Source organism: Rhizobium sp. PDO1-076, from assembly GCF_000247475.1.
Classification (GTDB): Bacteria; Pseudomonadota; Alphaproteobacteria; order Rhizobiales; family Rhizobiaceae; genus Allorhizobium.
Genome location: NZ_AHZC01000022.1, coordinates 23,395 through 37,711, shown reverse-complemented (window position 1 = coordinate 37,711; position 14,317 = coordinate 23,395). Strand labels below are relative to the sequence as shown.

Below are 14,317 nucleotides of genomic sequence, written 5' to 3'. Positions count from 1 at the left end.
AGCAAAAAGCTAGCAGTGACAGTTTAACAGTTGGTATTTTGGGCGGCTCATTCCTGGGTGCAAAAAGGCCCTGTCGCAACTAGGGCTAACAGGGCCTTAATCCTCAATCAGGCGAAAACACCTAGAAAACCGGGGCTCAACGGCGATAGGTCTGGCCGGCTGCGTCAAAAAGGTGCAGCTTCGACTTGTCGGCGGAGAAGCGCAGCTTCGTGCCCTTCTTAACATCGACGATACCCGGCAGCTTGACGACGATCGGCGCGTCCTCGGCCGGTCCCTGGACGTAGAGCATCGTCACTTCGCCCAGCGCCTCAACGATATCGACAAGCCCCTCGAAAAGATAATCGTCACCGGTGGCAATCGCGATGTCTTCCGGGCGAACGCCGAAACTTGCGGCCTTGCCCTTTTCGCTTACCTGCGTCGCGATATCGACGGCGACCGTGCTGCCATCCTTGAGCTTCAGGGTGGTTGCCGGACCGGCTTCGGCAATGGTTGCCGGCATGATGTTCATCGCCGGCGAGCCGATGAACTGCGCGACAAAAAGATTGGCCGGACGCTCATAGAGTTCCAGCGGCGGGCCGACCTGCTCGATGCGGCCGGCAGACAGCACGACGATCCGGTCGGCAAGCGTCATCGCCTCGACCTGGTCATGGGTGACGTAGATCATCGTCGTGTCCGGCATGCTGTCGTTGAGCTTGGCGATCTCGATGCGGGTGGCGACGCGCAGGGCCGCATCCAGGTTCGACAGCGGCTCGTCGAAGAGGAAGACCTTCGGATCGCGGCAGATGGCGCGCCCAATGGCGACGCGCTGGCGCTGGCCACCGGACAGGGCTTTCGGCAGGCGGTCGAGATACGGTCCGAGCTGCAGGATGTCGCCCGCCGCACGCACGCGCCGGTCGATCTCCTGCTTGCTCTCTCCGGCAATGCGCATGCCAAACGCCATGTTGTCGTAGACCGTCATATGCGGGTAGAGCGCATAGGACTGGAACACCATGGCGATGCCGCGCTTGGATGGCGGGATATCGTTGACGCGCTGGCCATCGATGAGCATTTCACCGCTGGTAATGTCCTCAAGGCCGGCAATCATGCGCAGAAGCGTTGATTTTCCGCAGCCCGACGGCCCGACAAAGACGATGAACTCGCCCTGTTTGATGTCGAGATCGATCCCGTGCAGAACCTTGACCTGCCCGTATGCCTTGCGAATGTCCTTGAGAACCAAGCCCGTCATTGTCTTCCTCCCCTTTTAGACATGACGCGCGAAATACGCGCCCCATGCCGGCAATTCTACGTGGTTGCCGTTCATCTCACTTGTGAAGCCATGGCCTTCGAGCGCCACCCATTCGCCGGCCGGAAGCGCCATTGTGCTCGCCTCCGGGCTCATGTTGAACAGGCAGAGCAGCGTCTCGTTGCCGAAGGATCGCGTATAGGCCAGCTGCGTTTCGCCGGCGGCGTGGAATTCGATATCGCCCTTGGCAAAGGCCGGATGCTTGCGGCGGAACGACAGGAACCGGCGGTAATGCTCGAGAACCGTCTCCTCCTTGCCGACCTGCGTGTTCACCGACCGCAGCACATGCTCCACCGGGATCGGCAGCCAGGTCTTGGCGGCTGTCGAGAAACCGGCCTGTGCCGCGTGATTGTCCCAGACCATCGGCGTGCGGCAGCCGTCACGACCCTTGAATTCCGGCCAGAACTGGATGCCATAGGGATCCTGCAGGTCTTCGAAGGCAATTTCGGCCTCGGTCAGGCCAAGCTCTTCGCCCTGATAGATGCAGACCGAGCCGCGCTGGGTCAGCAGCAGCGCCGACATCATCTTGGCATAGGTGTCCCGATCGAGCACCTCGGCGCCCCAGCGGCTGATGTGGCGGACGACGTCGTGGTTGGAAAATGCCCAGCAGGCCCAGCCTTCCGGGGCGGCGGCAGCAAAATTGATCTGCGTCTGCTTGACCACATCCGGCGTCAGCGGTTCCGGCGCCAGGAATTCGAAGGCATAACACATCTGCATCTTGTCGTTGCCGGAAGTGTATTCGCCGACGATCTCGAGACCACGCTGGCTGTCGCCCACTTCGCCGACGGCGGCAATTGCCGGATATTCGTCGAGCAGGGCCCGGAAGCGCTTGAGGAAGGCGATATTTTCCGGGCGGTTCTTGTCGTAGAGGTGCTCCTGGAAATTGTAGGGATTGACCGCCGGTGCCGTCGAGGCATTGCGGCGCTCCGGCGCCAGCGCCGGATTGTCGCGCAGTTGCTTGTCGTGGAAGTAAAAGTTGATCGTGTCGAGACGGAAGCCGTCGACGCCGCGCTCCAGCCAGAAGCGGGTGGCGGCGAGCAGCGCGTCCTGCACTTCCGGATTGTGCAGATTCATGTCGGGCTGCGAGGTCAGGAAGTTGTGCATGTAATATTGCATGCGCGTCGGATCCCACTGCCAGGCCGAACCGCCGAAGATCGACAGCCAGTTGTTCGGCGGCGCGCCGTCCGGCTTCGGATCCGACCAGACATACCAGTCCGACTTCGGATTGACGCGGCTCGAGCGGCTTTCGACAAACCACGGATGCTGATCCGACGAGTGCGACATCACCAGGTCGATCATGACGCGAATGCCCAGGCGATGAGCCTCTGCGATCAGCCCGTCGAAATCGGTGAGCGAGCCGAACATCGGATCGACGTCGACATAGTTCGACACGTCGTAGCCGAAGTCCTTCATCGGCGAGGCGAAGAAGGGCGAGATCCAGATCGCATCGGCGCCAAGTTCGGCAATATGATGCAGGCGCGCGGTGATGCCCTTGAGATCACCGATGCCGTCGCCATTGGAGTCCTGGTAGGAGCGCGGATAGATCTGGTAGATCACCGCACCCCGCCACCAGTCCTTGTCAGCGGTCAGCATCGATTGCGTCGGAGAGCTCATGTTCGGTCCTTGTGCATGTCAGTGGAGAAATCGCACGCTCAACCGCCCTTGACCGAGCCAGCGAGCAGACCCCGGACGAGGTAGCGCTGCAGGGCGAAGAAGACGCAGAGCGGAACGATGATGGTGATGAAGGCGGATGCCGTCAGGATTTCCCAGTTGCCGCCGCGCGAGCCGAGCAGGTTGACGAGGCGTCCGGTCAGAACGAGCTCGTTGTCGCCGGAACCGAGGAAAACCATGGCGATCAAAAGGTCGTTCCAGGTCCAGAGGAACTGGAAGATGGCAAACGAGGCGAGCGCCGGATAGGACAGCGGCAAGACGATCTTGATGAAGATCTCGAAATCGGAGGCGCCGTCGACACGGGCCGATTCCATGATCTCGCGCGGCAGGCCGGCAATGTAGTTGCGCAGCAAATAGATGGCGAGCGGCAGGCCGAAGCCCATATGCGCCAGCCAGATGCCGACATAACCCTTGGCCGGCACGCCGAAGAAGGCGCCGACGCCGTTGTACATCTTGAGAAGCGGGATCAGCGACATCTGCAGCGGCACGACGAGCAGGCCGACGATGACCGCAAGCAGGATGGAGCGCCCCGGAAATTTCATCCAGGCGAGTGCATAAGCGGCAAAGGCCGCAACCAGGATCGGGATGATGGTCGACGGAATGGCCACCGTCAGCGAATTGATGAAGGACTTGCCGATGCCTTCGGAATTGAGCACCGTCTGGTAATTCTCCAGCGTGAAGCGCGGCGGGACGGCCGAGGTGAAGAAGATACGGTCGCCGCGGGAGCCCTCGAACGCCTTGGGCGATTCCAGGCGGAAATCGCCGTTTTCCTGCAGCGTCAGCTTGCTGCCGTCATTGCGCTCGGCAACGGCGCCCGGTTCGAAATCGGCCGGCCTGTTGATGTTGACACCGAAGGCGCTGACGGTTCCGCCCTTGCCGTCGAAGACATTGCCGGCAATGACGAACTGGCCATTTTCCTCGACCTGGGCGCTGGCCGGCGGCGCCCTGTAGATGGCGTTCTGGCTGGATGTGGTCAGCGCCGTCCACCAGCCGGAGGCGACGATCTGGTCCTTGTCGCGCAGCGACGAGATCAGCAGGCCGGCAGTCGGCAGCGTCCAGAGCGCGACCAGCAGCAAAACGGTGAGATTGACGACGATCGTCAGCGGCGAAAGCTTGGTGGCGTGCATCTCAGTGTCCTTCCATTTCACGGCGGGCATTGCGGATGTTCCAGATCATGATCGGCACGACCATGATCATGATGACGACAGCGATGGCGGCACCCTTGCCGAAATCGCCGCCGCCGCGGAACATCCAGTCGAACATCAGGTTGGCGAGAACCTGTGTCTGCCACTGGCCGTTGGTCATCGCCAGAACGATGTCGAAGACCTTGAGGACGAGGATGGTGATGGTGGTCCAGACGACCGCGATGGTGTTCCAGATCTGCGGCACCTTGATCTTCATGAAGATCTGCCAGGGATTTGCACCATCGATGATCGCGGCCTCGATGGTTTCTTCCGGAATGCCGCGCAGCGCTGCGGACAAAAGAACCATGGCGAAACCCGTCTGGATCCAGATCAGGATGACCATGAGGAAGATATTGTTCCAGAACGGCAGCGCGATCCAGATCTGCGGATCGCCGCCGAAGGCGACGACGATGGCGTTCAGGATGCCGATCTGCTCGGAACCGGCATCGCGGTAATCGTATACGAATTTCCAGATGACCGAGGCACCGACAAAGGAGATCGCCATCGGCATGAAGATCAGCGATTTGGCGATATTGCCCCACCAGATGCGGTCGGTCATGGCGGCGATGATCAGGCCGAACAGCGTGGCGGCCGCCGGCACGACGATCAGCCAGAGGAGATTGTTGTAGATCGACTGGCGGAATTCGCCATCCTGCAGCATCCAGCGGAAATTGGCGAGGCCGACATAGTTCTCGCCGGACCGGTCGAGAAACGCATAGACCACCGAGGAAAACAGCGGATAAACCAGATAGACCGCCAGCGAGATCAGGGCTGGCCCGAGAAACAGCCAAGGGCGGATCAGCGCCGCCTTGCGCAGGTTTTCGGATGCGCGGGTCGTGTCCGCGATGCGCGACGGAAAGATCATGTCGAGCAGCAGGTTGGATCCATAGAAATAACCTATGGCTGCCGCGACACCGATCACGATCGTCAACAATGCAAAGAATAGCTGTTCCACTTGCGTTCCCTCCCTTTACGGGGTCCCCCTCGCCATAGGCACATGACGCCGGACCGCAGGCATTTTTGTATCTGTCGCCGGGCTCGATTTCCACGAGCCCGGCGGTGCTCCCTCTTCGGAGAGACTTACTTCAGGGCGTCCCAGGCCTTCTGGATCTCGCCGGTCACGTCTTCCGCAGACTTGCCACCGGAATAGTCCACCATGCCGGTCCAGAAGGCGCCGGCGCCGATCTTGCCGGGCATCAGGTCGGAACCGTCGAAGCGGAACGTGGTGGCATTCAGGAGGATGTCACCCTGCTTGGCCATCGGGGCATTGGCATAGGCTTCCTTGTTGGCACCCTTGAACGGGGTGAGGAAGCTCGACTGCGCCATCCAGGTCTCATGCGCGATCGGGGTCTTGAGGAACTCGATGAAGGCGCGGGCAGCCGGGCTATCCTTGGCGATCATGGCGAGCGTTCCGGCACCCAGCACCGGATTGCCGAGATCGGCCTTGGATGCATAAGGCGGCATGTAGAAGAAGTCGGCATCTTCGCCGACAACCGTGCCCTCAGGGAAGAAGGACGGGATGAACGACGCCTGATGGTGCAGATAGCATTTCGGCGGCGCACCGAAGAGACCCTTCGGGCTGTCGCGGAAGTCGGTCGAGGCCACGGCCTTGGCGCCACCATCGACAAACTTGTCATTGCGGGCAAACCAGCCGAATTCCTCGATCGCACCGATGACGGCCGGATCGTTGAACTTAACCTCGTTGGTAACCCACTTGTCGTAGACATCAGCGGATTGCGTGCGCAGCATCATGTCTTCGACCCAATCGGTTGCCGGCCAGCCGGTCGCACCGCCCGAACCGAGCCCGATGCACCACGGCGTACCGCCGTCAGCGGCAATCTTTTCGGTCAGCGCCTTCAACTCTTCCATGGTCTTGGGCACTTCATAGCCGGCGTCCTCGAAGTTTTCCGGCACGTACCAGACCAACGACTTCACATCGATCTTGTAGGGCAGTGCGTAGAGGGCCGCTGTTCCGTCCTTGCCCTTGTAGGTCGAGAGATCGACCCAGGACTGGCCGGCGGAATAGTTTTCAAGCAGCCAGTTCTTCGTCTCGTCGCCCAGCGGCGTCAGATGGCCCTTCGACGCGAGGTCGGCAATCAGGCCCGGCTGCGGCAGGATGGCAATGTTCGGCGGGCTGCCGGCCTGGGTGTCGATGACGATCTGCTGCTCGTAGTTTTCCGACGAGGAATACTGGACGTCTGCGCCCGTGGCTTCCTCGAAATAGGCAAAGATGCTCTCGAACAGAGCCTGGTCCTCGCCGCGCCAGGGTCCGAAGATGCTCAGGGTCTGACCCTTGAGGTCATTCGCCTTCTTGAACTCTTCAAAGCTCGCCCAATTGAATTTCGCGTCCTCGCCCGGCTTGAACTTCAACTCGGCGGCGGACGTCATACCTGTGGTCAGCGCTGCGGCAGCGACCGTGATCAAAAACAGTTTCTTCATGTGATATACCTCCCATCACATATGGACGGCCAAACGTCCATTGGCTCGAAAGCCCCTTCCTCAAAGCGCTTTGGCCTACAAGTCATCCCACTCCCATCCCCGAAGAGTCAAGAGCTATCGCAAATTTGCTCCAAATAGTCGCAAAGCGCATCCTAAAATGGTGCAGGTGCGCGCAATTATGGCAAGTTCGGACTTGTCGCCCAAGCGAAAACTGCTGCATAGTCGAAGCGCTTTGAAATGCCGGAGGGAGGAAGAACCGGCGGTTTCCCAGCGAGGGAGAGGAATTGCCTGCCGTGAATCTCAAAGAACTGTCGCTCATGCTCGGCCTGTCGCAAACGACGATCAGCCGTGCCATCAACGGTTACCCCGAGGTCAACGAGGAAACCCGTCAACGCGTGCTGAAGGCAGCCAAGGAAACCGGCTACCGGCCCAACCGGGCTGCCCAGCGACTGGCCACCGGCAAAGCCGGATCGATCGGCCTCATCATGCCGGTTTCGCCCGACCATGCCTCAGACATCCATTTTGCCGAATTTCAGGGCGGCCTGGCAGAGGTCGCGATCGAACACGACTTTCACTTCGTCATCATGCCGGCGCGGGTGGAGGACGAGCAGGAAGCGATCCGCTGGCTGGTGGCCAGCGGCAGCGTCGATGGCTACTATCTCGCCTATATGCGCGAGAACGATCCGCGCATCGCCATGGCGCAGTCCCTTTCCCTGCCCTTCATCGTGCATGGCCGTTCCTACGGACGCGCGACGGACTATGCTTTTCTCGACGTCGACAACGAAGGCGCATTCTATGATGCGACGCGTTTCCTGCTGCAGCTCGGCCACAAGCGCTTCGCGCTGCTGAACGGACCTGCCGACCTTGATTTTGCCTTCCGCCGGAAACAAGGCACGGAAAGGGCCCTTGCCGAACAAGGGCTGGCCCTCGACCCGGCCCATATCCGCAACACCTTCATGGGCGACGAGCAGGGTTATCGCGGCATGAAGGAAATCCTCAGCGGACCGCAGCGGCCGACGGCCGTGCTCTGTGCCAGCACCGTTCTGGCGCTCGGTGCCGTCAGGGCACTCAACGAAGCGCGCCTGAAGCTCGGGGTAGATGTATCGCTCATCGCCCATGACGACGAATTGCCACTGCTGAAACCGGAAAATTTCAGCGTCCCGTTGACGACCACACGCTCATCGCTGCGCCAGGCCGGCAAGCGCGTCGCCGAACGGCTGATCGCTATGATCCACACCGGCACGGACATGCAGCCGCAGCAGCAGGAATTGTGGAAGGTCGATCTGGTGGTCAGGTCCTCGACAGGGCCGGCGCCGGCGGCGGATTGATCGCCGGGCGGCTCCCAGCTCAGAAGCTCGGAGCTGTTTCACCCGCTGCGCGATAGGCCGCAATCACGGTGTTTGCCATCAGCATGGCGATGGTCATCGGACCGACGCCGCCTGGTACAGGCGAGATAGCGGCTGCTACGGGCTTGCACTCGGCAAAGGCCACGTCGCCGACAAGACGGAACTTGCCTTCGCCGCGCTCAGGAGCCGCGATCCGGTTGATGCCGACATCGATAATCGTCGCGCCCGGCTTGACCCAGTCGGCCTTGACCATTTCAGGACGACCAACCGCAGCGACCAGAATATCGGCCTCGCGCGCCAAAGCCGGCAGGTCGCGGCTCTTCGAATGTCCGATCGTCACCGTGGCATTGGCGGCCAGCAGGAGCTGGGCCATCGGCTTGCCGAACAGGTTGGAGCGGCCGATGACCAGCGCATTGAGGCCGGAGAGGTCGGATCCACGCACCTGGCGCACCAGGATCATGGCACCGGCCGGCGTACAGGACACAAGGCCGGTCCTGGTATCGCCAATCGCCAGCTTGCCGGCATTGACCACATGCAGACCGTCGACATCCTTTTCCGGCAGGATCGACTGGATCACCGGATCGGAATTCAGCGGCTTCGGCAGCGGAAGCTGGACGAGGATGCCGTCAATGGTCGTGTCGGCATTGAGCGACGCGACAAGGGCCATCAGGTCGTCCTGGGACGTGTCTTCCGGCAATGTATGCTGGATGGAATTGAAGCCGCATTGCTTGGCCATCTTGCTCTTGGCGCCGACATAGGCGTGGCTTGCCGGATCATTGCCGACGATCACCACGGCAAGGCCGGGTTTGCGATGGCCGCGCGTTTCAAGGACTGCTGCTGCAGAGGTTACCGCCTCGACCACCGATGCGGCCGCTGCCTTTCCATCAATCACCGTCGTCACTGTCTCTCGCCCTCGCCTCACGTTTCGACAAGCTAGCGTCATCGACCCGGCGCCGTTTGCCTGTCTCCGTCCTATGCTGTCAAATTGCGGCATTTTGCAAGAGTTGCGGCAACGAGATCGGTTAGCGCGATGCAAAACAGGAGGGGCAATCCGGATTGCACCCTCCTGTCTTCAATCTGTAGCCAATGCGAGTGCGGGCGGTTCAGTGGCCCGAACCTGCCGCCGGTTCCTCGACCTTTTCGCCTTCGACGATCACGGTCGCGTCCAGAGGCCCGCGGCTGTCGCCATCGGCTGCCTTGCGGGCAACCTCCTTGGAGACGTAGTCAAGCTGTTCGATCAGGACCTGACTGACGAAGCCCTCGCCGAGATGGGCATTCATGTCGGTCTTGATCTTCTCGCGGAAGACAGCGACGTCAAATCCCTTGGTATTGGCAAGATCGACCATCTTGTTGCCAATCAGAAGGGTAAACAGCTCGTCGGTCATCAGCTCGGTCATCGGCAGCTCGACGCCGGTGATCTTCGCCTTGTCCATCATGAACGAAACGCGGGTGAGGAAGTAGCCCGACACGCCACCATCCGAAATGACCGGAATGGTGATCGGCTCGCCCTTGACCAGTTCAAGCGGAGCTTTCTGGTCCTCTTCGCTGGGGCCAGCCGGGGCCGTTGCCAGGCTGATGGCGCCGTAGACGGCGCCGAGCGTGACGATGCAGACCCACAAACCAACGGCCAGAATCTTTCCCATCAGAACTCGCTATGCAGAAGGAACTGTTCCTGGGAATAGGTACCGTCGCCGTCCGCGTCGCGCACGGCATTCTTCAGGAGATCGGCAACGGCGCGCACAGCGTTCATATGCGCTTCGACGCGACGGACATTGAGGGCGAGCTTCTTCTTCAGCGAATGCATCTGCTCGACGTAGTTGACGGCGATTTCGCGCGGATCCGTCTCCCTGAACAGCATTGTCAGTTCATAGAGGCAGCGGCTCTTGTGGGCATTCGACACCTTGAAATCGAATTCGCGATCCTTGCCGATCCGTTCGTTTTCATTGTCGATAATGCGTTCCAGACGACCAAGAACCGTCTTCACACGGTATTCGCTCGAAACAACTTCCATGATGTCACCTCAAAAAGTATTCTAATTATTGTGCGGACTTGGATTCGGCGGAGGCGCCGAGCGTGCGCCGTTCAAGATCGGTCACCCAGCTCAAAGCCCGGCTTCGATCAGCTTCGTCCGTCTTGGCATTGGCAGTGTCCTGACCGCGGGTACGGGCAAGTGCTTCGTCATACATCTGCTGGGCGATGCCGATGCCACCGGAGTCCGCGATCACCGAACCCATCTGTTCGGCCATCATGCTCTTCCACATCTCGCCGGCATTGCCCTTGCCATAAACTTCCTCGCTGTCATCCGGCAGCATCGACTGGACAAAGTTGGTCAGATAAACCGCTTCGAAGTCGCGGTAGACCTTCGGCGGCTCGGTGCCCTCGGCCTTGTCTGCAGCGGTCGCACGCGCCTCGGCAGCACTGGCCTTGTTCAGGATCTCGACGGCATTTCCAAAGCCGGCACCCTTTTCGGCCAGGCTCGTTGCCAGAAAATTTGCCCGGTTTGTCTTGAGCTTTTCCTGCGCTGCAGCAACTTGCGACGGATCAGCCGCCCGGACAACGTCCAGCACGAGATCGCTCGGAGGGGAAATGGCCACGATGACATCCTCGATATGTGTTCGCGGCGACTATCACTCGTGAAGCTTGCTGGAGGCTGGTGTGGCAAACTGCAGATCGATCAGATCATAGATGGAATTGTCATCGGCTTCGCGATCTTCGTGATCGCGGGCGTCCCTCATGTTCTCCTCCAGACGATCACCCTTGGCGCGTTCGCGCATGACCTTCATCTCCTGAACCTGCTGAAGTCCACGGAGCTGCTTGTCCGAGTTCGACAGGCGATCGAAGCGATCCGCATAATTCTGCGCGAACAGGCGATGCACGGGTTCCAGCGAGCCGATGGCATCCATCACCGAATCCATGGAGACCGTGTTCTCCTCGATGCGTTTCGCGGTCGTGCTGAGATCGCTCTCCGCCATGCGTTCCATGTGGCGCTGCACTGCGACCAGGCGCTTCAGCTTTTCGGACTGCTTTTTCGGTCCCATTTGGCGGTCCTCTGGCGCGGCCTAGAGCATTTCCGGCGAAAACGGAGCGCCTTCAATGCTCTATCTCTTTGTTGTTACGCAATTCCGTACGCAAAACCGGTTCCCACTTTTGCTGGAATTGCACTAGAAGTCGAAGATCATCGGGAAAGACTGGGCAAACTGCATGACCATCGCCGCGATGGAGAAATAGACCAGCAGCAGTCCGCCAATCAGCAGATAAGGCGTGGAAATGTAGAAGATCGGGATCTGCGGCGCGAGCTTGTTGACCAGGCCGACACCCACGTTGAACATCAGGCCGAAGATGATGAACGGGCTTGCCAGCCGCAGCATCAGCATGAAGGTCTTGGACAGCGTGTCGCTCAGCGTGATCAACATCTTCTGGGTGTCGGGAAAGCCGCCCAGCGGCATGACCGAATAGGATTCGACCAGAGCGCGGAAGACCACATGGTGGAAATCCAGCATGAAAAGAAGCAGCAATCCGCCGAAGCTGATCAGGTTTGTCAGCTGGTTTTCACTGGTATCTTCGATGACATCGGCCGCACCCGGCGAGTTGAAGCCGATCGCCATGGATGTGGCCGATCCGGCAAACTGCAGACCAAGCACGTAAAGCCTGGGAACCAGGCCATACATCGCGCCGATCAGGACTTCGGCGACAATCAGCTGGATGTAGGTATATCCGCCACCAGAAACACGCGGATAAACCGTGTCGAAGAGGATCGGCAGCAACGCCAGAGACATCGAGACCGACAGCAGCACCCGGATCGTCATCGAAATGCGCGCGGAGGAAAAACCCGGCAAGGTCATCATGCAGGCGCCAATGCGGCAGAAGACCGCAAAGAGTGCGAGAACGGTCCCTTCCGGGTCTGTTATCATGAAATGGAGCCCAGGATCTTAATCTCGATGCCCTTGGCCAGTTCGACGTGAGACAAAACCGGCAGCGTGGCGAACAAGCGTTCGATAATCATGCGAACATAGGACCGTGTTTCCGGCGAGGTGACAAGCACGAAAGGAAGCCCACGGTCCATAAAGTCGCGGATAACCTGGCTCGCCTGCTCGCTGAACTCTTCGAGGCTGCGCGGATCGATGTCGAATTCGACGACTTCGCCCTTGGCATCGCGCTTCAGCGCCTGGTGGAAGACGAGATCCCACTTCGAGCCGAGGCGCAGCACGCGCAGGACACCGTTGTCGGTCAGGTCGCCACAGAGCTGCTGGGCCATGCGCACCCGTACATGCTCGACGATCTGTTCGGTCTTGCGCACATGCGGCGCAAGCTCTGCCACGGCTTCGAGAATCAGATGCAGGTTGCGGATCGAGACGCGCTCAGCCAGCAGAAGCTTCAAGACTGCCTGCAGACCGGAATAGGACATGTGCGACGAGCAGATTTCATCGGCCAGCTTCTTGTATTCCGGATCAAGGCGATCGATGAGGATCTTGACGTCCTTGTAGGAAAGTAACTGCGGCAGGTTGTTGCGGATGACTTCGCTGACATGGGTGAGCACGACCGAAACGTTATCGATCGGGTGGAAGCCTTCGCGTTTCAGTTCTTCGGTAAAGGTTTCCAGGACGGAGACCGCCGGCATGCCGAAAGCGGGTTCGCGGATCTCGTCGCCGGGGACCTTCGGCTTGCGACCGGACCCTGTGACAACGAGCACTTCGCCGACGCGCAGCGCATTCGATGCAATCGTCGTGCCATGGATGCGGATCTGGTAGGACTTGTCCTGAATGGCGATGTCGTCGGTCACCTTGATTTCCGGCACGACGAAGCCGTACTGGCTGGCAAACTTCTTGCGCATCTTGCCGACGCGGAAGGCCAGTTCCTGATGGGCGCCGAGCAGGCGGGTCGAAACCAGCTTGCCAAGCGCAAGCTCGATTTCGGCGGTCTTCAGGACAGACTTGACCGAGTCCTTCTCGGCTTCCTTGTTCTGAATGACCTTCTTTTCTTCCTGGTCGCGCTTGACCTTGTTTTCGGCTTCGAGCTGACGCGGGATGAACCAGGCACCGAATGCCATCACGCCGCCAAGGGCCATGAAGGGGATGAAGGGCAGGCCGGGAACCAGCGCCAAGGCGGCCATCAGCGAGGCGGCAACCCACAGCGCGCGCGGATAACCGCTCAGTTGGTTGATGACCGCCTGGTCGGTCGAGCCGGGTGTGCCGCCGCGCGAGACGAGAAGACCCGCAGCCAGCGAAACGACGAGAGCCGGCACCTGCGAAACGATACCGTCGCCGACAGACAGCTTGACGAAGACGTCGGCCGCTTCACCAATTTCCATGCCATGACGGAAATAACCGATGATGATGCCGCCGAAGACGTTGATGCCGGTGATGATCAGGCCGGCGATGGCGTCGCCGCGGACGAATTTCGAGGCACCGTCCATCGCGCCGAAGAACGAGCTTTCCTGCTCGAGTTCCTTACGGCGATGCTGAGCTTCCTTTTCGTCGATGATACCGGCCGACAGATCGGCGTCGATCGACATCTGCTTGCCGGGGATGGCGTCGAGGGTGAAGCGGGCGCCGACTTCGGCGATACGCGTTGCACCCTTGGTGATGACGATGAAGTTGACGGTGATCAGGATCATGAAGACGATCAGACCGATGACGAAGTCACCGCCCATGACCAGGCTCGAGAAGCCGGCGATCACACCACCAGCCGCACCATGGCCCTCGTGGCCATGGGACAGGATCACACGTGTCGTCGCGATATTGAGCGACAGGCGGATCATGGTCGCGATCAGCAGAATAGTCGGAAAGGATGAGAAATCCAGGGGACGCTGGATCCACAGCGAGACCATCAGGATCAGCACGGAGAAAGCGATCGAGAAGGCCAGTCCCATGTCGATCAGGAACGGCGGGATCGGCAGGAACAGAATGCCGAGGATCAGGGTGATGCCGAGAGCAAAGCCAATATCGCGTCCGCTCGGACTAACCTTCGGAATTACGATTGCAGGAGGTTGCGCCATGTCCGTTCCATCTCTTCATGAGAAGTCATCCTGAAGCCGAGCTTCGGGCAGTATCGGGAAAAGAGATAGACGGCGAAGCTTGCGCGAGGGTGTCAGGAAGCGTTCGGACGCTCAGGCGATCCGATCAGAACCCCGACTGGACGCGGGAAAAAACCATGTTGGCAAAAAGGGAAATCTGCGCGCCGGCAAATGGTGCGGTGATGCCGATGGTAATCAGGATCGCCAGGATCTTCGGCACGAAAGTCAGGGTCATTTCCTGAACCTGGGTCAGCGCCTGGATCAGCGCGATCACCACGCCGACAATCATGCCGGCAGCAACGGCTGGCCCGGATGCCATCAGGATCGTCCAGATGGCGGCCTGCATAATATCGAGTGCGTCAGCCTCATTCATGAGACGGGG

14 protein-coding genes are annotated in these 14,317 nt (G+C 60.0%); 1 reads left to right on the top strand and 13 read right to left on the bottom strand.

Translation table 11 applies throughout. The features are described 5' to 3' along the window. Positions 1–136: 136 nt before the first annotated feature. From PDO_RS02085 to PDO_RS02065, 5 genes are all read right to left on the bottom strand, one after another. Complete coding sequence (locus PDO_RS02085; RefSeq protein ID WP_007597168.1) at positions 137–1,225, bottom strand: ABC transporter ATP-binding protein; 1,089 nt, start codon at positions 1,223–1,225, stop codon at positions 137–139. A 15-nt stretch (positions 1,226–1,240) separates the two neighbouring features. After that, positions 1,241–2,896 carry a beta-galactosidase BglA gene (gene bglA / locus PDO_RS02080; protein ID WP_007597165.1) on the bottom strand — a complete coding sequence of 552 codons (1,656 nt, stop codon included), beginning with the start codon at positions 2,894–2,896 and terminating at the stop codon, positions 1,241–1,243. A 38-nt stretch (positions 2,897–2,934) separates the two neighbouring features. Next, positions 2,935–4,080: a carbohydrate ABC transporter permease gene (locus tag PDO_RS02075; protein WP_052023366.1), complete on the bottom strand. Its 1,146-nt coding sequence runs from the start codon at positions 4,078–4,080 to the stop codon at positions 2,935–2,937. Between the two features lies 1 nt (position 4,081). Further along, positions 4,082–5,092 (bottom strand): carbohydrate ABC transporter permease, encoded by a 1,011-nt coding sequence (locus PDO_RS02070; RefSeq protein WP_007597161.1) that lies wholly within the window; start codon positions 5,090–5,092, stop codon positions 4,082–4,084. A 125-nt stretch (positions 5,093–5,217) separates the two neighbouring features. After that, a complete protein-coding gene (locus tag PDO_RS02065; RefSeq protein WP_007597159.1) occupies positions 5,218–6,576 on the bottom strand; it encodes an ABC transporter substrate-binding protein in 1,359 nt (452 codons plus the stop codon). 293 nt (positions 6,577–6,869) lie between these two features. Between PDO_RS02065 and PDO_RS02060 the strand changes: the two genes are divergently transcribed. Beyond that, the gene (locus PDO_RS02060; protein ID WP_007597156.1) at positions 6,870–7,904 is read left to right on the top strand and encodes a LacI family DNA-binding transcriptional regulator; all 1,035 of its coding nucleotides are present in this window, start codon (positions 6,870–6,872) and stop codon (positions 7,902–7,904) included. Positions 7,905–7,923: 19 nt separating this feature from the next. Here PDO_RS02060 and folD read toward each other — a convergent pair whose 3' ends face one another. The 8 genes from folD to fliQ form a co-directional block, all read right to left on the bottom strand. Continuing rightward, entirely contained in the window at positions 7,924–8,823 is a 900-nt protein-coding gene (gene folD / locus PDO_RS02055; protein WP_007597154.1) for a bifunctional methylenetetrahydrofolate dehydrogenase/methenyltetrahydrofolate cyclohydrolase FolD, read from the bottom strand. A 202-nt stretch (positions 8,824–9,025) separates the two neighbouring features. Further along, positions 9,026–9,565, bottom strand: a complete 540-nt coding sequence (locus tag PDO_RS02050; RefSeq protein ID WP_007597151.1) for a flagellar basal body-associated FliL family protein — start codon at positions 9,563–9,565, stop codon at positions 9,026–9,028. Then, positions 9,565–9,933 carry a hypothetical protein gene (locus PDO_RS02045; protein WP_007597150.1) on the bottom strand — a complete coding sequence of 123 codons (369 nt, stop codon included), beginning with the start codon at positions 9,931–9,933 and terminating at the stop codon, positions 9,565–9,567. The genes PDO_RS02050 and PDO_RS02045 overlap by 1 nt, the downstream gene beginning before the upstream one ends. Before the next feature lie 25 nt (positions 9,934–9,958). Continuing rightward, complete coding sequence (locus PDO_RS02040; RefSeq protein WP_007597147.1) at positions 9,959–10,516, bottom strand: rod-binding protein; 558 nt, start codon at positions 10,514–10,516, stop codon at positions 9,959–9,961. Between the two features lie 33 nt (positions 10,517–10,549). Next, positions 10,550–10,960 carry a hypothetical protein gene (locus PDO_RS02035; RefSeq protein WP_007597146.1) on the bottom strand — a complete coding sequence of 137 codons (411 nt, stop codon included), beginning with the start codon at positions 10,958–10,960 and terminating at the stop codon, positions 10,550–10,552. Between the two features lie 123 nt (positions 10,961–11,083). Further along, positions 11,084–11,833, bottom strand: a complete 750-nt coding sequence (gene fliR, locus PDO_RS02030; RefSeq protein ID WP_007597144.1) for a flagellar biosynthetic protein FliR — start codon at positions 11,831–11,833, stop codon at positions 11,084–11,086. Next, positions 11,830–13,917 carry a flagellar biosynthesis protein FlhA gene (flhA, locus tag PDO_RS02025; protein WP_007597141.1) on the bottom strand — a complete coding sequence of 696 codons (2,088 nt, stop codon included), beginning with the start codon at positions 13,915–13,917 and terminating at the stop codon, positions 11,830–11,832. The genes fliR and flhA overlap by 4 nt, the downstream gene beginning before the upstream one ends. A gap of 124 nt (positions 13,918–14,041) precedes the next feature. After that, complete coding sequence (gene fliQ / locus PDO_RS02020; protein ID WP_007597140.1) at positions 14,042–14,308, bottom strand: flagellar biosynthesis protein FliQ; 267 nt, start codon at positions 14,306–14,308, stop codon at positions 14,042–14,044. Between the last annotated feature and the right edge of the window lie 9 nt (positions 14,309–14,317).